Here is a 26,926-nt window from a genome sequence, read left to right on the forward strand (position 1 = left end):
CTCGCTGATATTCAATAAATAAAAGAATTTACTGTGACTCCTCATGTGCCAGGATAGCGGCTTGGTGATACCACATTTCTTTCCCAGTCTTTTGAGCGAATCCATACAACTTTGGTAGTTGGGTACAGGAAACACCCTGCCGTCTTCACACAATCCACGGTATTTTTCCATAATCTGCTTGGGATAATCAAGCAACTTGATGTTGGCTTCCGTTCCTGTCTTCTGTCGATGGATAACAATCCATTCACCTTCATCGAAAAATTCCTTGATGTTCTCTTCCTTCAAGTTGTACAGATCAATGAAAGCGAGACCTGTAAAACAACAGAACAGGAACAAGTCACGCACCATACTCATCTTCTTTCTTGTGATAGGTGTTTCCATCAACAGGTGAATCTCTTCTTTGCTCAGAAACTCTCTTGTGGTCTCTTCTTCCTTGTACTCATATCGTCTGAATGGGTCTTTTACGAGCCATTCATTATCTATGGCACGGAATACCATTGCACGGAGATTGCGGACAAACACCATCGCAGAGTTTATCTTCAAGTGCTTGTCGGTTCTGAGAAAAGTCTCGTAGTCTGTGATAAAAGGCAGCGATAACTCTTTCAGAGCAATATCCTTCACATGGTAATGCGCCTGCAAGAACTCGCCCACATAGGCACACCCGATTCTATACTTCGTGTATGTACTCAAAGATTTCATGCCAGCCTTATATTGCTTTTCCATTTCATCACGGCTTTGGGAATAGACTTTCATCAGTGTATGGCAACGATACTCCAAGCCAAGAAAGGCGTTCTTCACCTTGTCGGCAGTGACGAAGTTATCCCTGTCCATAATCTCCTGATAATGCTTGCTGATACTCACACGCATCTTGTCCAATTTGCGGTTCACTTCCAAAGCCTGCATACTCTTACCTATCATGCGTCCACCCTTGGTGTCCCACAAATCAGGATTGGCAGTTGTCTTGCAACTGAACTGCGCCTGTGTTCCGTCCACTGTGATACGTCCCATAACTGGAACAGTACCATCTTTCTTTACTACCTGTCTTTTGAGGTAGAAGATAATTGAAAATGTACTCTTCATAACGTCATTCTTTTTTGCGTTCAAAATTAATACATGAAGAGTCTTTTCTTGCTACGCATTTCACGGCAGAACACGGCAAATTTGGTTCGTAATCAAAAATCTTACGTTACTCATCAGTAACTCACTATAAATCAGAGTATTCAAATTCAATTCGTAACCTTCCTCATTCTTCCAAACCTCAACATTCCCCATTTGGGGTGTAGGTTACGGATAGGTAACGTTCCTCTGTCTCAACTTGTCGTATTCCCGTCTTCGTCTGTCCTCGCCACTTTTAACCAAAATGAGGAAAGTAACTGATAACCAGTAAACTTTCCTCATTCTTCTCTCAAACACTTTTTATATGTACTTTCCTCCGGAATAAGTCATAGTTTACGCCATGCCAAACCTGCATTTATGACCTAAAAATATAGAGGATGTGTCATAAGTTTATGATTCACCCTCTTCTATTTGTTGAAAGAGATAGGATATGTTGTTGGAAGAGACAGAATAAGTTGTTGGAAGAGATAGGATATGTTGTCGAGACAGTCAGTATCTTCGGTCGCACAACAGCTGTTGTGCGCTTGCATAACAGCTGATATGCGCATGCACAACACCTGTTGTGCATGCGGTAGCCAACTGTTATACACCAACTATTATCCAGACTTATGACACACCCTCTTTTTTTCTTGGAAAGAAGCGAGCTTTACAGCCAGCATTCTTACCCCTGTATTCGTCAAAAGTGTGATTTATCACAAAAAAATCGAATAATATTTGGTGATTACATATAATATTCCTAACTTTGCACTCGGCAAAAGTGTGACAAATCACAAAAAAATCGAACAACATGGAGATAAAACGTAATATTCACTTAAACAGAATCATTGCCCGCAAGGGTAATGGCATGATAAAGGTAATAACAGGAATGCGCCGATGTGGCAAATCATACCTTCTCTTCACCTTATTTCATAACTATCTCTTAGAACAAGGAGTAGATGAACTGCATATTATCAAGGTTGATATGGAAGACCGCCGTAATGCCGCTCTAAGAAATCCTGATGCTTTGTTGAACTATATAGATTCAAGGATGACAGACTCTCAACAATATTACATCCTCCTTGATGAAGTACAGTTGGTGGCAGAGTTTGAGGATGTACTCAATAGCTATCTCAAAATCACAAATGCAGACGTTTATGTAACAGGTAGCAATGCAAAATTCCTTTCTAAAGATGTAATTACAGAGTTCAGAGGACGAGGCGACGAAATACGTATCACGCCTTTAAGCTTTCAAGAGTTTATGTCTGCAAAAGAAGGTAATCGTGAAGATTTATTGAATGAATATCTCACCTATGGTGGACTTCCACAAGTGGTCACAATGGATGAAATTGAGCGAAAAGTAGAGTACCTCAAGAACCTTTTTACTCATACCTATATCCGTGACATCAAGGAACGATATGAAATAAAGAAAGATGACGATTTGGAAGAGCTAATCAACTTGGTCGCCTCAAATATTGGCAGCCTAACCAATCCAACAAAGTTGGAAAATTGCTTCAAATCTGTCAAACAAAGCAGTCTTTCAAAAGATACCATCAAGAACTATCTAGACTTGATGCAAGATGCTTTTATCATCGAGAAATCCATCAGATTTGACATCAAAGGCAAGAAATACATTGACACACCATCAAAATATTACTTCACAGACTTAGGGTTACGTAACGCCAGACTTAATTTTCGCCAGACAGAATTTACACATCTCTTGGAAAACGCAATATACAATGAATTGCGTCTTAGAGGCTATTCTGTTGATGTGGGACAAATACCAATTTTTACGATTGGAGAGGATGGTAAGCGGCAACGCAGTACACTAGAAGTCGATTTCGTTTGCAATCTGGGCTATAAGAGATGCTACATACAGTCTGCATATGCCTTGCCAACAGAAGACAAAATGAAACAAGAGTTCAACTCTCTTTTGCGCATAAAAGACAGTTTCAAGAAAATCGTCATCGTAGAAACGCCCACTCCAACTTACCAGAACGAGGAAGGTATCCTTACCATGAACATTTATGATTTCTTGATGAATCCAGACAGTTTGAACATCTAAAATCGAAAAAGAGAGGCGAGCTTCACAGCCAGCCTCTCCCGAGAGATTTATAGAAAATGCCACTCATGGCATTCCTATATCGTTGATTAAAAATATTATCTTATTAAAATATTCCATCACAGCGATTACTCACCGTAACCCGTATTCTGCTTGATGTTAGGGTTGGCGTTGATCTCTTCCTGCGGAATGGCAGCAATAGCCTTGAAGTAATCACGGTTGAAAGACTGAGCTTCCTTGCTCAATGTCTTGTGCCAACCCTTATCAGCTTCACTTGTATAACGGGTGATAGTCTCGTTATTACGCAAAGCATCAAAGTAACGCTGTCCCTCGCCAATCAACTCCTTACGACGCTCAATCAAGATGCGGTCGAGAGTGATGTTATCAACAGTTGCCAAAGAAGCCACTGTTGTGGTACGATTCTTTACCAAATCATTCAGATACTCTACAGCCTTAGTCTTGTCATTATTTCTAAATGCACACTCTGCAGCTGTCAAGTAAACCTCAGAAAGACGGATAATTGGAACGATAGTAACATTACGAAGATTATCACCTTGACCACGCAACTTGTTCAGATATACCTTGTTGGTACCATAAGTTGCCACCTCTTTGGCTGCAGTTGCAGGCAAGAACATATCGTTACGAACATCTTTTGGGTCTGAAGTAAGCATGTCAACAAACTTCTTAGTAGCAACCATTTCCTTGTAGCCTTCACGCTGCTGGAGGTTACCGATACCATTCAAGTCATTGTTGTCTGTAGAACCTGCCACATTGAGACGGAACAAGAACTCACTTTCATTAGGAGTTGAAGCATCCCATGCTTTGAAGTATTGGTCACGAGTCCACAACGCTGCGCCAGAATTCTTGATAATATCCTCAGCAACAGACAAGGCGTTAGCATAATCACCCATATTCAAATAAACACGAGAAAGGATTGCCTTTGCTCCCCAAACGCTTACATAACCTGGTTCTGTCTCTGTAGCAAGAGCATTAGAGCTGATAGCCTCAGTCAAATCCTTCACTACTTGGGTGTAAACCTCAGCAACAGTGCTACGAGCAGGTTTTGCATTAGACTCCAGCACTCCTGTTACCAATGGTACACCAAGAGATGCACCCTGATCCTCTGTATATGGCTTACCATAGATACGAACAAGGTCAAAATGAGCAAGGGCACGGAGTACCTTTGCCTCTGCCGCATACTGGTCGATAGTAGCCTTAGCCTCTGCTGCATCGCTCAAAGCACCACCTTCTGCAGCAGCGATGATACGATTAGCACGGCCAATAACAATATATGGTGATTTCCAAGCTACGTTACTGGAAGAAGTACTTGAGCTAAACTCAGATGCTGTCTGATAGGTCATGTCATAGTAGAAACTTGCACGGTTAGAACCACCAAGATTATTATACTGATAATCATCACCTGCATGAACATCACCATAAACGAAGAATTGCTGACCATAGTAATCTACCAAGCTGCTGTTTCCCTTCAAAGCCTTGTACATACCCGTTCTCGCAGCAGCCAAGTCTGAACTGCTGGTCAAGGCTGCATCTGCATCTGTACCATCAGAAGGAGCTACGTCCAACCAATCATTGACGCAAGATGACAGGCTGGCTGCCAAAATAGCGCAGCCCATTACCTTATATATTGATTTTAATACTTTCATTGTATTTCGTTCTTTTATAAATTAGAAACTAAGTTCGATACCAAATGTATAAGTTCTCAAAGCTGGCATTTCGAATGTACACAAGCCATCCGCTGGTGTCTCTGGATCAACATAAAGATCTTTAGACTTCCAGGTCAACAAGTTGTTGGCAGAGAAATATACACGAGCCTTGCTCAAGCCGAGGTTGCTGATCCACTCCTTTGGTGCTGAGAAACCTAAGGTAAGGTTCTTCAAGCGAAGATAATCGTTAGGCATCAACCAACGAGAAGACAACACACGCTTACCATAACCAGCCTGGAACTTAGGCAACTTAGCATTATCGCCTGGCTTCTGCCACATATCCTCCAACTTATAGTAAGAAGGGATTGCTCCATAGAGGGCGTATGTACCACCATTATCGTGCAACCAAGTAGCATAATCGTAAGAGTCACCGCCCAACTTATAGGTCAAAGTAAAGTTGAAGTCGATAAACTTCCACTTGATGAAGTTAGACAAACCGCCCTCAAGTGTTGGCTCATGATGACCAACAATAGTCTTGTTTGCCTCAGCTACATTAGTAGTGGTCTTGCGAGCATTCTCAGTTCCATCATTGATGTAATAGCTCTCCAAACCTGTCTCAGGGTCAACACCTGCATACTCATACATATAGTAAGAATAGTAAGGCTTACCTACCTGATGAATCATGGCACCGCTGATAATCTTGTCATCATCACCAGTCAACTCTGTTACCTTGTTGGAGTTATGACCAAAGTTCAGAGAAGTAGTCCAAAGGAAGTCCTTCTTCTGAATGTTGGTAGAAGAAATGGTCACCTCAATACCTTGGTTACGCATAGAACCTACATTCTGAGCCATGGTAGCCAACAGAGAAGATTCATCATAGTAACCTGGAATCATAGAGATAGGACGGTTCATAATCAAATTGGATGTATTACGAACGTAGTAATCCAATGTTACAGAGATACGGTTGAGGAATGTCAAGTCAAGACCAAAGTTCCAAGCCTTGTTCTGCTCCCACTTCAAGTCCTTGTTGGCTACACCAATGATACCCATACCATTGCTACCATTGTAGTACTCACCATACTTATAAAGGTTCATGTAACTATACAAGCCAGATGGAAGAGTTCCGTTCACACCATAAGATACACGAATCTTACCATCGCTCAATATATCCTTGATAGAATCCATGAACTTTTCTGCACCAAAGCGCCAAGCACCAGATACAGACCAGAACGAACCCCAACGATTCTCACGTGCCATACGAGAACTACCATCACGACGATAGCTTACACCAGCATAATACAAATCGTTATAGTTGTAGTTGACACGACCCAAGAAAGAAGTCATCTTTGAGTCATACTTGTAACTCTGCATAGAGGTATCGCCAGAGTTAGCGAACTCATACAAGTTGCCAGGGTAGTCTGTACCGGAAGCGTATGAGTTGTTGTTATGCCATGCCTCTGTCTCGAACCCAAGCAAAGCATCCACATTGTGGGCACCAAAAGACTTATTGTATGTCAACTGTGTCTGAGTGTTCATGGTTGTCCACTCATTGTAAGTACGCTGCATCACACCATTTGAGCCAGAGCCATTGCCACAGTACTTATCCCAAAGCACATCCTCTGTAGAGTTGATGTAGTCGTAAGCTACCTTCTCACGCAACTTCAAGTTGTCCCAAATGTTCCATTCGAGAGCCAAGGTGCTGTAAGAACGTGTCGTATTGGTTTTATCTGACATGTGCTGGTTCTCATAAATAGGGTTATAACCATTGTTATAAGCACCATCTGTCTCTGTCAGCAAATTACCATTCTTGTCATAGATAGCATTAGAAGGGCCGAGGAACCATACTGCACTTGAGACGGCACCAGCATAAGAAGCGCCACCATCCATGGCAGAGTTCTGATGCATAGATGAAATCATTGTGCTAGCATCCAACTTGAACTTACCAAAACGATGGGAAACGTTTACATTACCTGTCATACGTTCCAAGCCTGAACGGTCAACAATACCATTCTGATTTGCATATGACAAAGATGCATAGAACTTGGTCTTATCATTACCACCAGTTACACTTGCCTGATAGTTCTGGCTAGAACCATTTTTGAAAAGCGCATCACGCCAGTTTGCCCAACCATTCTCTGGTTTTGCTGCATAATCATCAATATTTTGATCAGCAAAAGCTGCAGCAGAGGCATCAGTAGTACCATCAATATTATCAAAAGCATAGTTCTTCAAGCCTTGATAAATCAAGGCACGACGAGAATCACCATCCAACGTTGGACGATAGTTGATAGCCATGTTAGAGAATCCCCAGTCGCTACGGAAATCAACCTGGGTCTTACCTGCACTACCACTCTTGGTTGTAATGACAAGCACACCATTGGCTGCACGAGAACCATACAAAGAGGCTGCGGCAGCATCCTTGATAACAGTGATAGATTCGATATCGTTGCTGTTCAATGTAGAAAGTGCATTGGTACCAGAACCATTGTAACCAACTTGTGTGGAACCATCATTGAAACCACTCAAGTTACCAGAGTTCACAGGAGTACCATCAATCACAATCAATGGATCATTACCTGCATTGATAGAACCCATACCACGAATACGGATATAGTTCATTGCACCTGGCTGGCCAGAGAAAGAAGAAATAGAAACTCCTGGGATATTACCAGAAAGCTTATCTTCAACAGAAAGTGAAGGAACATCACTCAACTTAGCTGTTGACATGGAAGCAGCAGCACCTGTAAATGAGGATTTCTTGAAGTTACCATAACCTGTAACAATCACCTCATCCAAGGTTTTGTTGTCAGAAGTCAAAGCAATCTTCATGTTAGAACTTGCTTTAACAGTTTGTGGATTCATACCTATATAGGTAATCTCCAACTTGGAGCCGGCTGGAACATTCAAACTGAAGTTTCCATCGACGTCCGTAACAGTACCCGTATTAGTACCAGCTACTTTGATTGATGCGCCAATAACAGGCTCACCATCCTCTGAAGCTACTACCTTACCGGTAACGGATGTTTGGGCAAAGGCTACTCCACAACTGAGAATTGCCCCCCCCACAAATAAAGCGATTCTTTTAAACATAATCTCTCTCTTTATTAGATAATAATTTATAAATTTATAATAATCGGCTGCAAAATTAGATTTTTTTTCGGATATTTGCAAATATTTTGAAAGAAAAATTTAATAACGCACATAAAAAAGTCTGTTTTTAACACTTCTACCTTGTCATATTGCAACAAAAAGGATATTTTTGCAGCAATAAGGCTATAATTTGTAAGAACAGAAATAAGAAGGTTCTTAAGTTATCTATACAGGCATCTGCCGGGTAAGACGTATTGCTTAAATACGTAGAACAAATAGATTAAATTGTCACAGTTCTACGATTCATCGGTTCTAACAATTAGTTCCGTTCGGTTGCCGGCATATGCCAGCAAGGTTGCTGACATATGTCAATAACTCGTTTGGCATATGTCAGGAACATTGTTGACATATGTCAGGAACCTTGTTGGCATATGTCAGGAACCCTACAAATCTAATTCCTCAGACCAACAGATACGTTATCTATAAGCATAAGATATATCTGTTTCAGACTTATTATCTGCAAAGAATAAATAGAATATCATACTGACTGCAGGGAGCGAAATACTTGACATACCACAAAAAAGAAAACGTTTACGGCACTTTTTAGTTAAAAAATTTGGGTATATTGCACATTTTTCGTAATTTTGCGCACGATTTCAACGACTAGAACAAAACAAAGTGGTTTTACACCTTATTATATATATAGAGAATGATATATGTAGGGGATTGTCGTTAGTATAAACAAAAGTATTAAGATAACAATGACTCACAATTTGTTAAAAGGCAAGCGTGGCATCATCTTCGGTGCACTCAATGAGGAATCAATCGCTTGGAAAGTAGCTGTAAAGGCTGCTGAAGAGGGTGCTACTATCGCACTTAGTAATACAGCTATGGCTTTGCGTATGGGTACGCTGGATAAGCTCGCTGAACAGATCAACGCTCCTATCATCGCAGCTGATGCGACTAGCGTAGAAGACTTGGAAAAGGTATTCACAGAGGCTCAGGAGAAACTCGGTGGCAAAATCGACTTCGTGCTCCACTCTGTAGCTATGAGCCCTAACGTTCGCAAGCATCGTACATACGATGACCTCGACTACAACTTCCTGAACAAGACATTGGACATCTCTGCTATCTCTTTCCACAAGATGTTGCAGGTAGCCAAGAAGTTGGATGCTATCAACGAGTGGGGTTCTGTAGTAGCTCTCACATACGTAGCTTCTCAGCGTACATTCTTCGGTTACAACGATATGGCTGATGCCAAGAGCATGCTCGAAAGTATCGCCCGCAGCTTCGGTTACATTTATGGTCGTGAGAAGCACGTGCGTATCAATACCATCTCTCAGAGCCCTACAGCTACAACAGCAGGTAAGGGTATCAAGGATATCGAGAACATGATGGACTTCGCCGACAAGATGTCTCCACTCGGAAACGCCGTAGCTGAGGATTGCGCTAACTACTGCGTGATGATGTTCTCTGACTTCACCCGCAAGGTAACCATGCAGAACCTCTTCCACGATGGTGGTTTCTCATCAATGGGTATGAGCCTCCGTGCCATGAACCAGTATGCTAAGGATATGGCTCCTTATGAGGATGAGAACGGTAATGTTATCTACGGATAATCAACAAATTCACCGTTACGGAAAACAGCTAGAACTCATAAGCTATAAAAACAATAAGAGGGTGTGTCGCATCACGTGACACACCCTTAACTTTGTCGCCCAAGCAATTCGCCAAGTTCTTCAAAGAAGAATACGGCTCCCTGCCTTCTAAATATGTATAATACTCTGTAACAACGGATGGAAAGAGAAAGAAGGGGGTTTGCCATAGTATTAGGCAAATCCCCTTCGTTCCTTATTGTGTGACTCTTGTTCTTTCCTTTATCTCAAGAGCCTTATTTGGTGTATTTCTTTCCTTTGCTTATCACGATGCCATGGTAAGAGTCAGCCACTCGCTGGCCACTGAGGTTGTAGATTGCTGTGGAAGAAGCAGCAGTCCCCTCATTGGCATACGCAGGCTTGATGCCGGTAACTCCGTTGGCAACGAGGGTAATCTCCTCGCCAGCCACTGTAGGAATGTCGTAGAGCTGGGTCTCCTCCAAATTCGTGGCAGGAATCTTACTCATGTCCTTCACAATTGGGGCCGGCATGTTGTATGGCTGCATCAGGGCGTTGCTGTTGTTGCCAGTGGCTGGATTGAGAGCCGTGCCATCGGCAAGGGTGAGCGGAGTTGCGGTGCGAAGGCGCAGGTTGCCGCCGATTGTCGACTTTACCTTCACTGAAACTACTTTGCCGCCAGCCCATTTGAGGTCTGTGACGACAAATCCACCACGAGACCTTAGACCCTTTACTTCGCCTTCCTGCTTCCATTCTGTAGGCAGCGCAGGCAGGAGATGTAGAAATCCTGCGTGAGACTGAACGAGCATCTCTGCTATGGCAGCCGTAGCACCGAAGTTTCCGTCTATCTGGAATGGTGGGTGTGCGTCAAACATATTGGCGTATGAGCCACCGTCAGAAGCGGCAATCGTCACGTTCGGGTCGAGCAATACGAGTTGGTTCTTGAGGATTGTCATGGCGTGGTCGCCATCAAGCATACGTGCCCACATCGCTTCCTTCCATCCCATTGACCATCCACGGGCTGCATCGCCACGGCCAACGAGACTCTTGTATACAGCCTGATATAGCGTAGGATTCTCGTATGGTGAAACCTGGTTGCCTGGGTATGCGCCCCAGAGGTGGGACAGGTGGCGATGAGATGTGGTCTCACGGTCCCAGTCCTCCTGCCATTCCTGCACCTGTCCGTACTGACCAATCCTCCATGGCGTGAGTTGAGCCTTCAGGTTGTCAAGCTCGTCAGCGAAATCAGCATCCTTGCCGAGTGCACGTGCTGCCAGTGCGGTGTTCTTCAGAAGGTCGTAAACCATCTCGTTGTCCATTGCCACACCACCGAAGAGGGCGATGTTAGCAGTGGAACCGTCATTTTTTGTGTATGTGCCAATGCCTGGATGGTTTTCGGGAGAGTTGCTCGGGCATACAACCATGTAGCCAGTGTTCGGGTCTTTCACAAGGAAATCCTGGAAGAACTCTGCGGCACCTTTCATCACGGGATACACATCCTCAAGATATTTCTTGTCGCCAGAGAACAGATAGCGTTCCCAGAGGTGTGAGCAGAACCAAGCGTTGCAGGTAGGCCATACGCCTACTGTTCCGTTGTCCACGGCACCAGTAGTGCGCCAGATGTCGGTGTTGTGGTGCAAAGCCCATCCACGTGCGCCATACATCTTTTGTGCAGTCTCGGCGCCTGTCACGCTGACGTCCTTCACCATTTCCACGAAAGGCTCATGACATTCGGCAAGGTTTGTCACCTCTGCCGGCCAGTAGTTCATCTCCACGTTGATGTTACTTGTGTATTTAGAGTCCCATGCCGGATACTGACGAGCGTCGGGGTTCCATATACCCTGCAGGTTGGCAGGCTGTGTACCAGGTTGTGATGAGGAGATGAGCAGGTAACGGCCAAACTGGAAGTAGTTTGCCGCAAGCTGTGGGTCGGAAGTCTTATGGTATTCCTTTATGCGCTGCTCTGTGTCCTTTGCCTCTTGAGTGGCATTGCCGGCGATGGTGAGGTCTACGCGGTCAAACTGCTCCTTGTAGGCACTCTCGTGGTCGGCAAGCGTAGTGGCATAGTCCTTGTTCGCATTCTCATAGTTGGTGAGGTAGGCGAGGGCTGCAGCACTGGCATCTCCGCTGACATCATTGTATTTCTTGAAGTTCGTGGCTTGCGAGATGATTATTGTTGCATGTGTAGCGTCGTTTACCACAAGTTGCGGAGCGTCTACGGCAGCATCTGCTGTACCTTGCTTGTAGACGGTGGTCTTGCCGTTTGTTATCGTTCCGTCGCAGTCGGCAATGCGTATGTAAGTGCAGAGGTTGAGCACGTTGTCAACGTTCTCGCACTGTTTGCGTGCCGGTCCCATTGTCGCTTTGATAGTGTTCTCGTCGAACAAGGTGTTGGATGTGACCTTCTCGATGTTCGACTTGTTGCAGCCAGAGTAGCAAACGTTGAAGTTCAGTTTGCCGCTTTGGTCGGCCTCAAGGCGCACCACGGTGACGTTGTCCTTGAACGATGTAAATACCGTGCGCTTATAGCCCACACCGTTCACGTGATAGTCCACGTTGCTCGTAGCTGTGTTCATGTCGAGATAGCGCACGTATCCTTCTGCATCGGTGGCACCATCCGTCTGTGCAGGCTCGTCATAGTCGTAGCGTTGGCCTGGGAATCCAAGTAGTACTACGCCTCCAGCCCTGTAGCTCGCACCGTGTGAGCCTTGCGACATCCAGTTTGTAACGGCGAGGTTCTGCACGGATGCGTAGTCTTTGTTGAATATGCCTTGCTGTACCTCTTTTAATACGCTGTGGGCATTTGCATTGTAGTTAGTGTTAGGACCTTGATCCCAGAAAGTGTCTTCGTTGAGCTGGAGCGTATCGCAAGCCACGCTTCCGGAGTGCATCACTCCGAGACGACCGTTGCCTAGAGGCAGTGCCTCTTCCCAGTATTTTGCCGGGCGGTTATACCAAAGGTGGTTTTTGCTTTCGATTATTGGGGCCTGGATGGGGTCGGTGTCAGCCGTGGTGAAAGAGAGTTTCACGGCATTGGCGTTCATGTTTCCCGCAAGGTCGGATACGGAGTTGCCAGGCAACTCAAAGGTGTAGTTGGCGCTGCGGTCAAGCTTCTCGTATGCAAAGCGTAGTTCGTTTGCCGACACTACAGGTGACAGTTCTTCCGTCTTGTTCGTTGCAGTATTTGTGAGCTTGCCAAGCACGCCGTTTCCCAAACTTACGCTCTCGTCGTATGAGAGGTATATCTTTCCGCTTGTTGCCACGTCTGAGGCTCCGTCGGCAGGACGTGTACTCTTAAGTACAGGACCCTCATTGTCATCGGCAAGCACCTTGAAGTATTTCAGGTTGTAGTTGCTCGTCTTTGTCGCGCTTGTCACGAGGAGTCGCACAATTACCTTCTCCTTGTTGTTGGCATCAAGGCTGTACTTACCGTCCACATACTTGTTCCAGTGGCTTCCGCTCACGTATTCGGATAGCACGCTCCAGGTCTGTCCTCCGTCAACGGAGTAAACTACTCCAAAGTGTGTCGAACTGCTTGAGCCGTCGCCGATGGCAAAGTTGATGTTCACGTTGTTGAGGTTTGTCGTAGGGAAGCTTGCCTCAAAATACTGGTCGTGCTGCGTTCCGTCGGTGTAGTCGGTAGGTGCGGTGAACTTGTCTGTTGACGCAGTGTTCATGCGGAGCAGGTATGAATCCTTGCTCATCTTCACCTCCCACTTGCCGTCGCTCGTCTTGAGTTTCAGCTGGTAGTCTTTTTGCACTCCTGAGCAGGTGTTTGGCAGAAACACCGGTTGCTTGGTTTTCCATGCGGTGTTCGCCAACTGCTTCCACCCACTGCCGTCTGGGGTGTAGGTAATGACGCTTCCGCTACTCTCTGCGTCCCATCCCTCGGAGAATACCCACGAGGCTACGGTCGTTTGCTGCGTTTCTGTGGCATAAGTGCCGATGGCGAAGAGTGCCAAGAGCATTGTCGCCAATAGACGCAACTGGTTTGTCGTTTTTGCAATCATTGTTTTTTTGATTTATATAGTTTATGTTAAATTTTCGGTGCAAAGGTATTAAATTTGTGTGTGAGTGGGGTGGATAATCGTTTTTTCTGGGTTCACAATCTTCTTTTTTTGTTTTTTCTACCTATATCCATAATATGTTTATCCCCATTTCTTGCAGTATGCCTATTAATACTAAGGCGCAATAAGGGAGCGCATTCCCTGCTCGCACATGGAATGTAAGTGTGTTGTAATCTTGTGTTGGCTTTTCTTATGCCTTTTGTGCCATGTTTCTCTGTTCTGTTGGTGTGCATCCAACGGCTTTCTTGAAGCAGCGGGTAAAGTATTTGGGGTCGGAGAAACCACATCTGTATGCCACTTCAGAGACGTTTAGCTCCTTGTTCCTCGTGAGTAGATGCCGAGCAAGCCCCATCCTGTAGTCTTGCACGTAGTTGTTTGGTGTGCATCCGAATGTGCTCTTCATCCTGATGTACAATACGGAGCGGCTCATTCCCATCTCTCTCGCCAATAACATGACATCTAAATCGGGATTTGCCACATTCTGTTTCATAAATTCCTCGACCTTTTGCTTGAAGTCAGATTCTTCGATAAAATCGCTGTTTTTTGCATTTTCCTCGCTGTCTTTTCCATTGCCGTCCAACATGTCGCCAAGTCTGAGCCTGATGTATTCCTTCTTCTCCTCATAGGATAGCTTCAGTTCTTTTATCTCCTTTTCGAGCTGCTTTATATATATCGTCACCTTGAATACGGAAAAGACGAAAGCAATGAGCAATCCTCCGTACATCATCCATGCCACCGGACGCTCATTGAAGTATGGCGTTCTGCTTATGGTGATGTAGCTTTCGTTGTCCATCCACACTCCGTCTCCATTGGTAGACCTCACTTTCAGTCGGAATGTTCCGGCAGGAATGTTCGACAGGTTGATGTGGTTGTCCGTGGTATATAGCCAGTCGTTGTTCACACCCTCCAGCATATAGGCATATTGTATCGGCACGTTCTTGTTGTAGTCCATCGCCGCAAATCCTATGCTTAGCGACTTCTCCTCTGGCGAGAGGCTGATGGTGTCGTTGGCGTCGAAGACTATGCGTGGCTTGAACTTGCTCTTTCCTGTGTTCTTGGTGCTTAATGTCAGCAAGCCTTGTGTCGTGCCAAGCAATAGTGTTGCCGTGGTTTTAGAATAGAGTGGCTTAACCTCGGAGAACGAGAATTTCTCTGCGAAAAAGCCGTCAGTGTAGTTTGAGAATGTCTTTGAGCGTGGGTCGTATTCCATCAAGCTGTGTTCTGACACCACCCAGATTCTTCCTCTCCCGTCCTCACATAGGCTCAGTGCCACGTCGGATACCATGCCGTTGTCGGTAGTCAATGCGTTGAAGGCGATGCTTCCCGACAGAATGTCTCCCGACTCAACGATGTTCAGTCCTCCTCCATACGTTGCCACGTATATCGTGCCATCGTGCGCTCTTAGGATGTTAGTGACCATGTCGTTGCTTAATGATTTCTTGTCTGCCGGAATTCTCTTGTTCGGGAAGAACGATGTGTTTCGTGGCTTTCCAGAGATGTTGCAAGAGAACAGTCCTCTGTTTGTTCCCAAGAGAAGGTTGCCGTTGGAAAGATACAGAAAGTCGTGAATCTTTCTTGCTTCGGCAGGGTATTTGCTAAGCTCGTTGTCGGGGGTTACAAATCGTGGGGCATCGGAGTGGGGATTTTCCACGATGTTCAATCCTCCTCCGTAAGTGCCGAGCAATATCCTTCCGCTCTTGTCTTCCGTGATGCAGTATATGCTGTTGCAGTTTAGGGAATACTTGTTCTTTTGGTCATTGGTGAATGATTTGACGATGAAACCGCCGTTTTTTGCTTTCCGGAGCCTAAATAGTCCATTGGGCTTCGTGCCCATCCAGATATATCCCTTGGAGTCTTCGAATATGGAATATACGTTAGCTCCGAATGGTATCCTTGTCTTGGAGAGGCTTCCGTCGGATACGAGATATCGGTAAAAGACATCGGGTCCATCGCTAATTCTTACGTAGCCATTCTTGTCTGCAATGAAGGTATGTCCGCTTTTGTCTTTGAATATGGCTCTTATGAATTCCTCTCCGTCGTTGTCGTATTTCGTTGGCTTTATTTTCTCGCGTGTGAAAAGAATCCTGTCGAGTCCCTTGTGGGTGTAAATCCAATATCCTCCTTGCTTGTCATGATACAGTATCCGAAACTCAATGCCCTTGTATTCGGGCAATGAGGCAATAAGCTCTTTCAGCTTCTTTGAAGCCATGAACCTGTCGCCTTTGTCGCTTTTTTTGTTTCTCAGTGCCACGAACCTCTTCTCTTTCGTCTTGAAAAGGTAGAATCCATCGTGGCATTTGCATAATATGTCGCCAGTCTGTGTCTCCCTTATGTATAGGATTCTGTTGGTGCTCATAGGGCAGTTGTTCCCCTGCCTTGCCTTGAAGTGTGCGAAGGTGTAGCCATCGTAGCGGCTAAGTCCGTTCCACGAGCTAATCCAGATGTAGCCCTTGGTGTCTTGCGTGACGCAGGTCACAAGGCCTTGCGGCTGTCCGTTGCTCTCCGTGAATCTGTTTATCGTATATGGAGGAATGGCGTTCAAGCTTGTCGTGAAGACAGCGAGAATCATTGGAATGATGAAAAGTAACCTTTGTTTCATTGCATAGTGTTTTATCCGTTTTAAAACTCCTTCTTCTTTTTGTTTACCATTGACCTGATGGACCTTCCGGACACTTCGGCTATGCCCATGGCTGCCATGATTTGCTTGTCCGTCCTGCCGATATGCTCAAGGATAAGGAAGAACTTGTATTTGGGTGACAGCTCATCATATGAGTTGTCGAGCATGTCTACAAACTCCATATCCACAAGGCGGTAGTATTCTATTATATTAAAGTCATTCTTCTTCCACAGAACACCTCATCTATATAGAGCTTCTGAGAGCTGTCATCCCTCTTGTATTTCATGATGTCTCGTTTATACTCTTGAAGTATGCTCTTCTGAACAGCCAATACATCTTGCAATTTATTGGTATCACGAGCAAAGCTTTCTTGACGTTCTTGAAAAAAAACATTCAAAAAAGCATCTATCTTCCTATCTATCATACGTTTACATTCTATGATTTACACTTTTCCAAGGTAAAGACACCTTGTTTTTTACATTTTTTCAAGGCAAAATTAAGCATTTTCTTACACTTTTCCAAGGTAAAAACGAGTTTTTTCCTACACTTTTCCAAGATTTAACATTTCATTAAAGCAGTGTATCTACTACTCAGTACTCCCTAGATAAGCATTTATTGCCAAAAAGAGTAATCAAAAATCTCAATTTTAATGGCTACTGAATTGCACGACCAGCGGCAGATGGTCGCTATAACCACCAAGGTATCTAGGACCAAGATAGGTGCGATAAGGCTTCTTGCCACCATACTTCTCGTCATCCTCCAGGAGGAATGGCAGGTCGCCAATCACACTGCTCAGCTTTCTCGCTGCCAAGGATGGACTGCATAATATCTGGTCAAGACTTCGCCAATCTCCATGCCAGCGATAAGTAGCCTTGGCACCATGGCTGCCCTGTGCATCTGCTGTTATATTAATAAGGTGGTGCTCATAGAGATACTTCAAGGCTGGAGAATCGGAATAATCGTTGAAATCGCCGGCTACGATAATCCTTGCACTATCATTGAGCGCATAGATAGAATCTACGGCAGAAACCAGCTGGCTGGCTACCTGCAGGCGGTAGGGACGCGAAACCTGTTCGCCGCCACGCCGGCTAGGCGCATGCAATACAAAGACATGGAGCGTATCATCATTCATAATCCGCCCCGAAGCGTAGAGAATATCTCTCGTAGGGCGAGTATCAGGCAGCGGCTTGATGCGGATAGAACGGAACTGTATAAGCGCAAAAGAAGATGGCTGATAAAGCAAAGCCACATCTATGCCTCGTTCATCAGGCGAATCGGTCATCACATAATCATAATTCACACCGCGAAGAGCTGAGCGCCGGGTTAAATCAAACAGCACACTATCGTTCTCCACTTCGCAAAGCGCCACAAAATCGGGAACATGCCAGGACTTCTCCGAGGGTCTTGAAGGATTATCTGGGGAGGCGGTACCAACAAGCGACAAATCTTCATAACCCAAAGCTACTATAGTCTTGGAAAGATTTGCCAGCTTGCGCCAATAGCGATAAGGCGTCCACTTATAACTGCTCTGTGGCAGGAATTCATAGTCATTCTTCAGCGAATCATGCCTCGTATCGAAGAGGTTTTCGCAGTTCAACTCCACAAAAGTGAGGAAACTTGATAAGATGAGAGTGAAAAACATAACATTTTATTTTGTATTGTCAACGATTTGATGTATCTTTGCAGTCGGTTTACAATGGTCCTATAGTTTAACGGATAGAACGGAGGTTTCCTAAACCTTTGATCCGAGTTCGATTCTCGGTGGGACCACGTACTTTCCTTATCATTCCAGAGATGATAAAACAATAAAGGTCGCTCCTGACAATCAGGAAGCGACCTTTATTATTTTTATATTCTTTCCAGTATCTTTCTCTATCCGACATACATCGGACAGAGAAAGAATGAAGAGTTTCTGATTACTTAACTTCTGCAACCTCCTCAGCTGGCTCTTCCTTAATCTTACGACCAAGAACGATGTAAGCCATTGGAGATGCAATGAAGATAGATGACAATGTACCGAATACAACACCCAGGATCATTGCGAATGAGAAGCTGCGGATGCTGTCACCACCGAGGATGAAGATACAGAGCAACACGAGCAATGTAGATGTAGATGTATTGATGGTACGAGCCAATGTCTCATTGATAGATGCATTGAAGAGCTGCTGACGGTCGCCCTTAGGATGCAACTTCAAGTTCTCACGGATACGGTCGAACACAACCACCTTATCGTTGATAGAGTAACCTACCACGGTCAGGATAGCACCGATGAAGGTCTGGTCAATCTCCAATGAGAATGGAACGAGACCCCACAGGAGTGAGTAGAAACCGATTACTGTCAAGGCATCAAATGCCAAAGCAACAGTAGAACCTACAGAGAAGGCCACATTGCGGAAACGTATCAGGATGTAGAGGAAGATAGCAATCAATGCGAAGAGCACACTATAGATAGCACCCATAGTGATATCCTTAGCCACAGAAGGACCTACCTTTGTACTACTGATGATAGAACCACCCTGACGAACGTCTGGGTTCTTGAATGCCTCAACACTCTTCTGAGAAACCAGGTTAGCCTTCTTCAAGGCGTTGTAAAGGATAGTTTCAGCCTCATCGTCAACAGTTGGACTGTTGCTCTCAATCATATAGTTGGTAGATACACGGATGGTCTTACCGTCTGTACCGATAGCAATAGCGCCAGTAGTTGCCTTAGAACCATCTGCATTAACGAATGCATCACCAAGAACAGTACGGATCTGCTCAGGCTCTACAGGATTCTCGAACTGTACTACATAGTTACGACCACCTGTGAAGTCGATACTCTTACTCAAGCCACGAACAAAGAAGCTACCGATGAATACCACAGCTGCTACGATGGCAACGGTGAAGGTAGTCTTGTACATAGACATGAACTTATACTTCTTGCCCTGCATCAGGTTGTGAGAAACTGGAGTATCAAACTTGCAGTGCATCCACTTGTCGTGGTTCAACTTATAGTCGTAAACCAAACGAGTCAAGAATACGGCAGTGAAGAATGAAACTACGATACCGATGATCCATGTAGTAGCGAAACCACGGATAGGACCTGTACCGGTAGTCAACAGGATAACACCAGTAATCAAAGATGTCAAGTTAGAGTCGAAGATAGCAGAGAAAGCGTTGCCATAACCGGCAGCTACAGCCTGCTTCATACCCTTACCGGAGCGGAGCTCCTCCTTGATACGTTCATAGATAAGCACGTTGGCATCCACGGCAGTACCCAGAGACAAGACCATACCGGCAAGACCTGGTAACGTCAGAGCCGCCTGGAAGGACGTCAGAATACCCAACGTGAAGAATACGTTGACGAGCAAAGCCAGGTTAGCCATCATACCAGGAATGACATTGTACATCATCACCATGTAAACCATCAGGAGTACGAAAGCTACAACGAATGATACAATACCCATCTGGATAGACTGTGCACCGAGTGTAGGACCTACAACCTCCTCCTGAACGATACGTGCAGGAGCTGGCATACGACCAGACTTCAATGTGTTAGCCAAGTCCTTGGTATCCTCGATAGTGAAGTTACCGGAAATCTGAGAGCTACCACCATCAATCTCGCCGTTTACACGAGGAGCAGAGTAAACTACGCCATCCAAAACGATAGCAATAGCCTTACCTACGTTAGCCTTGGTCATCTGAGCCCACTTACGGGCACCCTCTGTATTCATCTTCATGCTAACAACAGGAGAACCCATCTGATCGAACTCATCCTTAGCATCGGTAATTACATCACCCTCCAAAGGAGCACGACCTGTAGTGGTAGTCACCTTCAAGGCGTGAAGCTCATAGATATTCTTAACCTTCAGGTTATCAGCAGGCTTAGCACTCCAAAGCAGACGCAAGTCTGATGGCAAAACGCGCTTAGCCACAGCAGAGTAGATAATCTTGTTGATGGCAGCAGTATCGCGAACGCTAGCATAACCAACAGTGCTCAAACCACCACCGAGCTGCAAACGAGCCAACAATGGGTGAGCCTTGATAGCAGCAGCATTCTGAGCATCCTCTCCTACCTTGCTTGCAGCATCGTCCTTCTTCTTGATAGAGAACTTAGCCTCAGCCTTCTTAGGTTCAGCCTTAGCAACTTCTTTCTTTGCAACAGTTGTATCAGCAGCAACAGAGTCTTTCTCCTCCTCACCATTATCACCATTTGCGATACGAGTATCAAGCTGCTGGAGATAAGGAGCGATTTCCTCTGAGTTGTATGTCTCCCAGAACTCAAGGTTTGCACTACCCTGGAGCATCTTACGCATACGCTCTGGCTGGCTGATACCTGGCATTTCTACCATGATACGGCCCTGCTGACCTTCCAACTTCTGGATGTTAGGCTGTACAACACCGAACTTATCGATACGGGTGCGGACAACATTGAAAGAGTTGTCAATAGCATCCTGTACAGAAGCGCGGATAGCCTTCTCTACCTCTGCGTCGCTGCTCTGAGGAGAAACCTTGCCCTGCAACTGCTGGGTAGCGAACACTTCTGCAAGTTTATGACCTGGTGCGCTCTTATGATAAGCGTTAATGAAAAGTGACACGAAGTCACCACCGTTAGCTTCTTCCTGAGCTCTAGCTTCCTTCATGGCATTGGTAAAACCAGCGTCGGTCTTATGATCGGCAAGGTTTTCAAGTACATCAGGTACAGAAATCTCAAGAATTACATTCATACCGCCCTTAAGGTCAAGTCCAAGACCAATCTGAGTCTCCAAGCAGTTCTGGTAAGAATAAACACCTAAGTACTTAACAGAATCCTTATAATCCTGCTGAGCAATAGGATCTTTAATCTTTGCAGCCTCGCTGTCATAGTAACGTGTGGCAAACGAGAATGACAAATAGAAGATACTTGCGAGGGTCAGTAAGACGGCTACACAAATTACAATTCCTTTGTTTTGCATTTCTATTTATTGTTATTAATTATTTGTTTCTTTTCAATTGCTTTTAGGGATTTTTTCAAAAACCTCCATAAAGTTGTGCAAAAATAAGCATTTTTTTTCTTATATAAGAATAATTTGCTCTATTTTTGCTTTTTAGGGCGCATTTTTAGCTTACAAATGATAGGATAGTGGTCTGAAACGGCGATTTTATCATCAATTTTACATTCATAAGGCTCCCAATCGTCTGAACACATGATATTGTCAATGCGAACAAAAAAGCCTCCATGATGATAGCTGATACCCGGTCCGTTACCACTTGCAATGTAGCAATCCGTCAAATCTTTAGCTATCGTACGATGAGCATAAGAGATAGGACCATCATTAAAGTCACCGCACAAAATAATACTCTGTTCTTTATGCTGCTGAATGTATTTTGCTACAGCCTCAGCCTCCGGAGCCCGTTTCTTTGTTGCCTCGGCAAGTTTTACAACGAGCAGTTTGGACGTTTCTTCTGCAGTATCAACCTGCAATTTTCCGATAACCAGATTCTTGAACTGGCGTCTGTCCTCTAAACTTAAGCCGGTTGTTTCCAAATGATTATTGATGAGAAGGACCTCTCTATCTTTCACTTTCAGACGATACGCTACACTCATATTTCCTTTCGATTCATAAGGAATTCGCTCTTTTGAAAGAATAGGATATTTACTGAGCAACATAAGACAATTTCCGCCATTCACGTGCATCGTTGTATCCTGAAAAGCATACATGGGCTTGAGCATACTATCTATCTGTTCAATATTCCGGGAAGTAGGACATGCTTCCTGCAGACAAACAATATCAGCATCCTGCTCCTGCAGATAAGCAATACAGATATTAGTTCCTTCGGCATCCTCTGTCTGTGCACCAAAATTCCAGGTATTATATGATAGAACTTTGATACAACCTTTTGGAGTTTCGCCAGAAAAGTTGATTGGCATATACTTGCGGACAGGAACAAAACAGATCAAGAAGCCTAAGAATGGAATAATGGCATACTTAGACCGGAAGAGCAACCAGAAAAGCAAAAAGCCTAAGTTAACTATAAGAAAAACCGGGAAAAGTAAGCCAAGATTAGCCAATGCGGCGAACTTTTCCGGCTGAAAGAAGTCAGAAAAGCCCACCAGCAACATGATGATGATAGTTGCCACATTAGCACCAGCTACCATCTTATATGTAAATTCCTTAAATCCTTTAAACATAGTTTCTTACTTATTACTCTGATCAAAGAGCATCTGCTTTTCACTCTGAGTCAAGCTATCATAACCGCTTTTCCTTATCTTATCCAAGATTCTATCTATCTCTTCCTGAGATACGACCTTTTCATTGGTCTTACATTCAGCATCCTGTTCATAAGTCGGATTATAAGATTCATTCTTGGTATAAGTAAAATGCGTTCTACCTGCCCGACGCTTTCCGCCGAACATACCTTTCAACTTATCGAATGCATCAGCAGAATTAGACTGATAGTAACCATTACCAATCTGCTTACGCCAATAACGGATCAGGAAGAATCCAAAGACCATACCTCCCAAATGGGCAATATGAGCCACACCGTCATCAGAGAGAGAGAATGTTGAAACCAATTCAATGACAGCATAGCCTATCACGAAGAATTTAGCTTTAATAGGAACTGGCAACGGGAAAATGAAGAGACGCTCGTTTGGATAAATCATACCAAAGGCAAGCAGTATGGCATAAATAGCTCCTGAAGCACCCACGGTAGTCCATAGGTTCAGATATTGCTCCATTGTTATTCTGGCTCCATTAACACTAACATAATCATAAGCTGCCATATCCTTTGCCACATAGGTAATATACTGTGCAGCTTCCTGGAACAAACCTGCTCCCACTCCACACGCTATGTAATAAAAAAGGAATTTCTTTGGTCCCCAAACTCTTTCAACCACACAGCCAAACATCCATAAGGCAAACATATTAAAGAGAATATGCTGGAAACCACCATGCATAAACATGTAGGTAACTAACTGATAAATATGGAAATCGGATGCCAGGAAGAAATGAAGCCCAAACATATCTGTCAGGCCAGAACCGCCACCCATACTCTTGTCCATCAGCATGCATGCCAGGAATGCTACTACATTCACTATCAGCAAATTCTTTGTTACAATTGGAATATTGCGCATAACTTTATTTCTATAAACAGTTTAATAATCTGAATAATATTTGTATTTTGGCGACAAAATTACGAAAAATATCCGTGAAAACACCAAAAAATAGACTTATTACACTTAAATTTCAATAATTTCATCACTTTTCTGCTTTTTTTATTTGAACTTTCACAAGAAAAAGCTATATTTGTAAACGAATTCAACTAAGAAACAACAATATTATTCATTTAATAACGAAAAATTATGAACAAGACAGAATTGATTGACAAGATTGCAGCAGGTGCTGAGATTACAAAGGCACAGGCTAAGGCCGCTCTTGAAGCTACAACAAACGCATTGAAGGAAGCCCTCATTGCAGGTGACAAGATCCAGTTGGTAGGTTTCGGTACATTCAGCATTAACGAGCGTCCTGCTCGTGAGGGTATCAATCCAGCTACTAAGGAGAAGATCCAGATTGCAGCTAAAAAGGTTGCTAAGTTCAAGGCTGGTGCTGAGCTTGCAGATGCAATCAACAAATAATTGTAAAGATTATTTTAATTATAAATATAGGGCAGTCCTTTATGGCTGCCCTATATTTTTTTTATTCTATTCAAGTTTATTCAAATTTAAATCTTCATGTTTGATCCTTTATTTTGGCTGCTTTCCGATATATGCCAAGATACCACCATCTACGTAGAGAATGTGACCATTCACTGCATTAGAAGCATCTGAAGCCAAGAAAACAGCAGGACCAGCCAACTCTTCTGGTTCCAACCAGCGACCTGCAGGAGTCTTTGCACAAATGAAGCTGTCGAATGGATGACGGCTACCATCTGCCTGACGCTCACGGAGAGGTGCTGTCTGAGGAGTTGCGATGTAACCAGGGCCCAAGCCATTGCACTGGATGTTGTACTCACCATACTCTGAGCAGATGTTACGTGTCAACATCTTCAAGCCACCCTTGGCAGCTGCGTATGCAGAAACAGTCTCACGACCCAACTCGCTCATCATAGAACAGATGTTGATAATCTTACCATGACCCTTCTTGATCATACCAGGGATAACTGCCTTAGATACGATGAAAGGTGCAGTGAGGTCAATGTCAATAACCTGCTTGAAGTCATCTACAGACATCTCTGTCATAGGAATACGCTTGATAATACCTGCATTGTTTACCAAAATATCAATAACACCAAGTTCCTTCTCGATGTCAGCTACCATGTTTTTCACCTGTTCCTCGTCTGTTACATCACAGATATAACCCTTTGCCTCAATACCCTTTGCTTTGTAATCTGCAAGAGCCTGATCCATGTGGTGCTGGCTGCGGCAATTGAAAGCAATCTTAGCACCAGCTTTGGCATAAGCCTCAGCCATAGCAAACCCGATACCATAAGCGGCACCTGTAACGAGGGCTACTTTACCCTCTAATGAGAATAGTTTATTAAAGTCCATAATTTTATTTTTTATAAATTGTTTGATTTGTTACGAGGGCAAAGATACAAAATAATTTTGAATATCACCCTAAATCAATACGAAAGATGCACCCTTTTTACTTATTTTCTCATTTTATTGACTGCTTTTCCTAAGTTTGTCCCTTTTTACTATGTTTTATTCACACACTTATCTTATCTGAACACCCAATGTTTCTTCTATTACTTGGATGACCTGTGGGATGGAATTCGTATCAAAATCACCCGTCAGACGCTTGCTCTCATCAGAAGCCGTATAGCTTGTACCAGATAATTTAGAAAGTTCCTCCAATACTTCGGATAATGGAGTGTTGTCAAAATGCAGGCGATGGGTAGCCCATGCCACATCATTGATATCATAATCTGCCAACAACTTAGGTTGGGCAGCCCCTTTCAATAGACGTGCCCGCTTGCCTTTAATCAGGAAGACACCATCTTCAGAGTTACGAGCTGTGAAAAGCACCTTTCCGCTGGTTACCATCACTTCGGGAGCATCCGTTCTTTCATCCACCATAAACTGGGTACCGAGCACTCTTACGTGTCCATGCTCTCCCATCACATCGAAAGGATGCTGTTCATCATGCTTCACCTGATAATAGATGCAGCCCTTCATCTCCACCTTTCTGCAATCATTTTTTTGATAGGAAAGAGAAGAATGAGGCATCAACGATACCTTCGTTCCATCTGGCAAATGATACGCCACTACTTCTGATTCGGCAGAAAGCGTCACCGTCTTTGGCTGCAAAAGCGTATAGGCTCCTATGGTGAAGATCACCAGAATAGATGCAGCCACAGCTATCCAGCGGATGCGACGCATGCGTAAAGATACAGTTGCAGCATGCGAAACCTCTTCATCAGCGATGCCAACCCGAGCCTTCACCTTCTGCAAGGCCTTCCGGGTATCCAGCTTGTTCGACTGAAAATACTTCAGCACAAAATCCTGTTCGTTCTTGTTGATCTTCATCATAGAATCCCTTTCTTCCTTTAAAATTGTCCTGTAATCTGTGCCTTGCCGGCAATGGCAAAGCACAAGGTACCTAAAATGATAAAAAGACTTCTTTTCATACTCCTCACCTTTTTTATTTGGTATATATTCCACCTTGATTATCCGATGGTGCCGATGGCAATGGGGCGATATACTTCGATGCTTCACAGACATTAAATCCTGCCACTACACCGAAACCACCTTTTACGTTTGAATAAGTAGGTGTCACCTGCATCAATCCAGCGTTCGCCCAACTATTGCTCTGCGCATCGTTAATGCTCTTCAAGAAGCGATAGTACTCTGGAGTAACCTTGCAAAGTTGTACATTATAAGTAAAGCCAAACAAACGGTCCCAACCATCATACGTGTGCCAATAAGAATCATTACTGTTCACTTCCAAATGCATCGTATAGGTCTGTCCATTTATCGTCCGGTCATTGAAGATATAAACATCATCAAAGTATTTGTATTCGTCAAAGCCGAAATCATCATCCAACTCTGACTTCTTGTTAATCAATGGCTCACTGGTGGTCACCATCTCAGGCCAAACAATATTTGATGCCAAACTATCAAAACACCATTCATATTCATCCTCCCTACCCAAATAATTAAGGTAATCTTGGTAATTATTAGCATAAACATCATATTGCCATCTATTGCCTTCTTTGGGAACACCTTTCAAGTTTCCATATTTCTGCTTGCGAGTTACCTTCACAGAATAATAATCCGTGGTTGAAGCAGGGTCACTAAAAGTCGCTTCCAACTTATCTACCGAGAAATAAACATCATGATCCGACGATTTCTCTTTCAAATGGATGTCACCTATATTTACATCAACCTTCTCAGGAATGGAAGTCGAAGCAGAAACCTCGGAGAGACCATCTGCCGATACCTGGACCTCAATCTTATCTCCAGCCTTCTGCTTTCCTACGGCATAATACTGTCCTATTAGGGTAGAAAGAGACCAACTATCGGAAACTTGAGAAAAGGACTGCGCTTCCTTTATGTTTTCGATACGTTTCACCTCCTGTGGCATTCCATTTACCTTATATACGACACTTGCATCCACGGTTAAACGTGATTGGGTATCTATATCTCCTTTGAAAGAAGAAACGGGCAAGCTTTTCGTTACAACGATAAGTGTGGTATCTCCCTCCGTTGGAAAACAATAAAGTACCAATCGGGGAGTATCTTGCAGCTTCTTCAC

18 protein-coding genes and 1 tRNA gene are annotated in these 26,926 nt (G+C 44.1%); 5 read left to right on the plus strand and 14 right to left on the minus strand.

The genetic code is table 11. The annotated features are described in order from the left end of the window. The coding region (locus DWV53_RS03510) for a site-specific integrase (RefSeq protein ID WP_147468728.1) at positions 1–1,080 on the minus strand (1,080 nt) is incomplete at its 3' end. 823 nt (positions 1,081–1,903) lie between these two features. Between DWV53_RS03510 and DWV53_RS03520 the strand changes: the two genes are divergently transcribed. Continuing rightward, a complete protein-coding gene (locus DWV53_RS03520; protein ID WP_118151672.1) occupies positions 1,904–3,157 on the plus strand; it encodes an ATP-binding protein in 1,254 nt (417 codons plus the stop codon). Between the two features lie 125 nt (positions 3,158–3,282). Here the strand turns inward: DWV53_RS03520 and DWV53_RS03525 are convergent, their stop codons facing one another. Then, a complete protein-coding gene (locus DWV53_RS03525) occupies positions 3,283–4,818 on the minus strand; it encodes a RagB/SusD family nutrient uptake outer membrane protein (RefSeq protein WP_118151674.1) in 1,536 nt (511 codons plus the stop codon). A 21-nt stretch (positions 4,819–4,839) separates the two neighbouring features. Then, a complete protein-coding gene (locus tag DWV53_RS03530; RefSeq protein WP_118151676.1) occupies positions 4,840–7,908 on the minus strand; it encodes a SusC/RagA family TonB-linked outer membrane protein in 3,069 nt (1,022 codons plus the stop codon). 761 nt (positions 7,909–8,669) lie between these two features. Here DWV53_RS03530 and DWV53_RS03535 point away from each other — a divergent pair. Continuing rightward, on the plus strand, positions 8,670–9,527 hold the full coding sequence (locus DWV53_RS03535) for an enoyl-ACP reductase FabI (RefSeq protein ID WP_006848080.1): 858 nt from the start codon (positions 8,670–8,672) through the stop codon (positions 9,525–9,527). 272 nt (positions 9,528–9,799) lie between these two features. Here the strand turns inward: DWV53_RS03535 and DWV53_RS03540 are convergent, their stop codons facing one another. Both DWV53_RS03540 and DWV53_RS03545 read right to left on the minus strand, forming a co-directional pair. Further along, on the minus strand, positions 9,800–13,531 hold the full coding sequence (locus DWV53_RS03540) for a glycosyl hydrolase family 95 catalytic domain-containing protein (protein WP_181992400.1): 3,732 nt from the start codon (positions 13,529–13,531) through the stop codon (positions 9,800–9,802). A gap of 247 nt (positions 13,532–13,778) precedes the next feature. After that, a complete protein-coding gene (locus DWV53_RS03545; RefSeq protein ID WP_367379677.1) occupies positions 13,779–15,944 on the minus strand; it encodes a two-component regulator propeller domain-containing protein in 2,166 nt (721 codons plus the stop codon). Positions 15,945–15,974: 30 nt separating this feature from the next. Here DWV53_RS03545 and DWV53_RS16055 point away from each other — a divergent pair, with 30 nt between their 5' ends. Continuing rightward, entirely contained in the window at positions 15,975–16,175 is a 201-nt protein-coding gene (locus DWV53_RS16055) for a hypothetical protein (RefSeq protein ID WP_151201747.1), read from the plus strand. A gap of 32 nt (positions 16,176–16,207) precedes the next feature. On the opposite strand, the gene DWV53_RS03550 is transcribed toward DWV53_RS16055, so the two are convergent. The 3 genes from DWV53_RS03550 to DWV53_RS03560 form a co-directional block, all read right to left on the minus strand. Next, on the minus strand, positions 16,208–16,372 hold the full coding sequence (locus DWV53_RS03550) for a hypothetical protein (protein WP_220431997.1): 165 nt from the start codon (positions 16,370–16,372) through the stop codon (positions 16,208–16,210). Positions 16,373–16,410: 38 nt separating this feature from the next. After that, complete coding sequence (locus tag DWV53_RS03555) at positions 16,411–16,629, minus strand: hypothetical protein (RefSeq protein WP_118151682.1); 219 nt, start codon at positions 16,627–16,629, stop codon at positions 16,411–16,413. Positions 16,630–16,851: 222 nt separating this feature from the next. Continuing rightward, positions 16,852–17,847, minus strand: coding sequence for an endonuclease/exonuclease/phosphatase family protein (locus DWV53_RS03560; protein ID WP_118151684.1), 996 nt, complete (start codon positions 17,845–17,847; stop codon positions 16,852–16,854). 56 nt (positions 17,848–17,903) lie between these two features. Here DWV53_RS03560 and DWV53_RS03565 point away from each other — a divergent pair. Then, positions 17,904–17,975: transfer RNA gene (locus DWV53_RS03565), tRNA-Arg, on the plus strand. A 146-nt stretch (positions 17,976–18,121) separates the two neighbouring features. On the opposite strand, the gene secDF is transcribed toward DWV53_RS03565, so the two are convergent. The 3 genes from secDF to DWV53_RS03580 form a co-directional block, all read right to left on the minus strand. Further along, positions 18,122–21,139, minus strand: a complete 3,018-nt coding sequence (gene secDF / locus DWV53_RS03570; protein WP_118151686.1) for a protein translocase subunit SecDF — start codon at positions 21,137–21,139, stop codon at positions 18,122–18,124. A gap of 119 nt (positions 21,140–21,258) precedes the next feature. Next, positions 21,259–22,356 (minus strand): endonuclease/exonuclease/phosphatase family protein, encoded by a 1,098-nt coding sequence (locus DWV53_RS03575; protein ID WP_118151688.1) that lies wholly within the window; start codon positions 22,354–22,356, stop codon positions 21,259–21,261. 6 nt (positions 22,357–22,362) lie between these two features. Next, on the minus strand, positions 22,363–23,301 hold the full coding sequence (locus DWV53_RS03580; RefSeq protein ID WP_118064749.1) for a rhomboid family intramembrane serine protease: 939 nt from the start codon (positions 23,299–23,301) through the stop codon (positions 22,363–22,365). Positions 23,302–23,529: 228 nt separating this feature from the next. Here DWV53_RS03580 and DWV53_RS03585 point away from each other — a divergent pair, with 228 nt between their 5' ends. Beyond that, complete coding sequence (locus DWV53_RS03585) at positions 23,530–23,805, plus strand: HU family DNA-binding protein (protein WP_006848085.1); 276 nt, start codon at positions 23,530–23,532, stop codon at positions 23,803–23,805. A gap of 108 nt (positions 23,806–23,913) precedes the next feature. On the opposite strand, the gene DWV53_RS03590 is transcribed toward DWV53_RS03585, so the two are convergent. The 3 genes from DWV53_RS03590 to DWV53_RS03600 all read right to left on the minus strand — a co-directional run bounded on the left by DWV53_RS03590 (position 23,914) and on the right by DWV53_RS03600 (position 26,926). Beyond that, positions 23,914–24,717 carry a gluconate 5-dehydrogenase gene (locus DWV53_RS03590; RefSeq protein WP_117587230.1) on the minus strand — a complete coding sequence of 268 codons (804 nt, stop codon included), beginning with the start codon at positions 24,715–24,717 and terminating at the stop codon, positions 23,914–23,916. A gap of 168 nt (positions 24,718–24,885) precedes the next feature. Beyond that, positions 24,886–25,701, minus strand: a complete 816-nt coding sequence (locus tag DWV53_RS03595) for a FecR family protein (protein ID WP_181992401.1) — start codon at positions 25,699–25,701, stop codon at positions 24,886–24,888. A gap of 112 nt (positions 25,702–25,813) precedes the next feature. Further along, complete coding sequence (locus tag DWV53_RS03600; RefSeq protein ID WP_220431998.1) at positions 25,814–26,926, minus strand: DUF4249 domain-containing protein; 1,113 nt, start codon at positions 26,924–26,926, stop codon at positions 25,814–25,816.

Source organism: Segatella copri, assembly GCF_003465495.1.
GTDB lineage: Bacteria > Bacteroidota > Bacteroidia > Bacteroidales > Bacteroidaceae > Prevotella > Prevotella copri_G.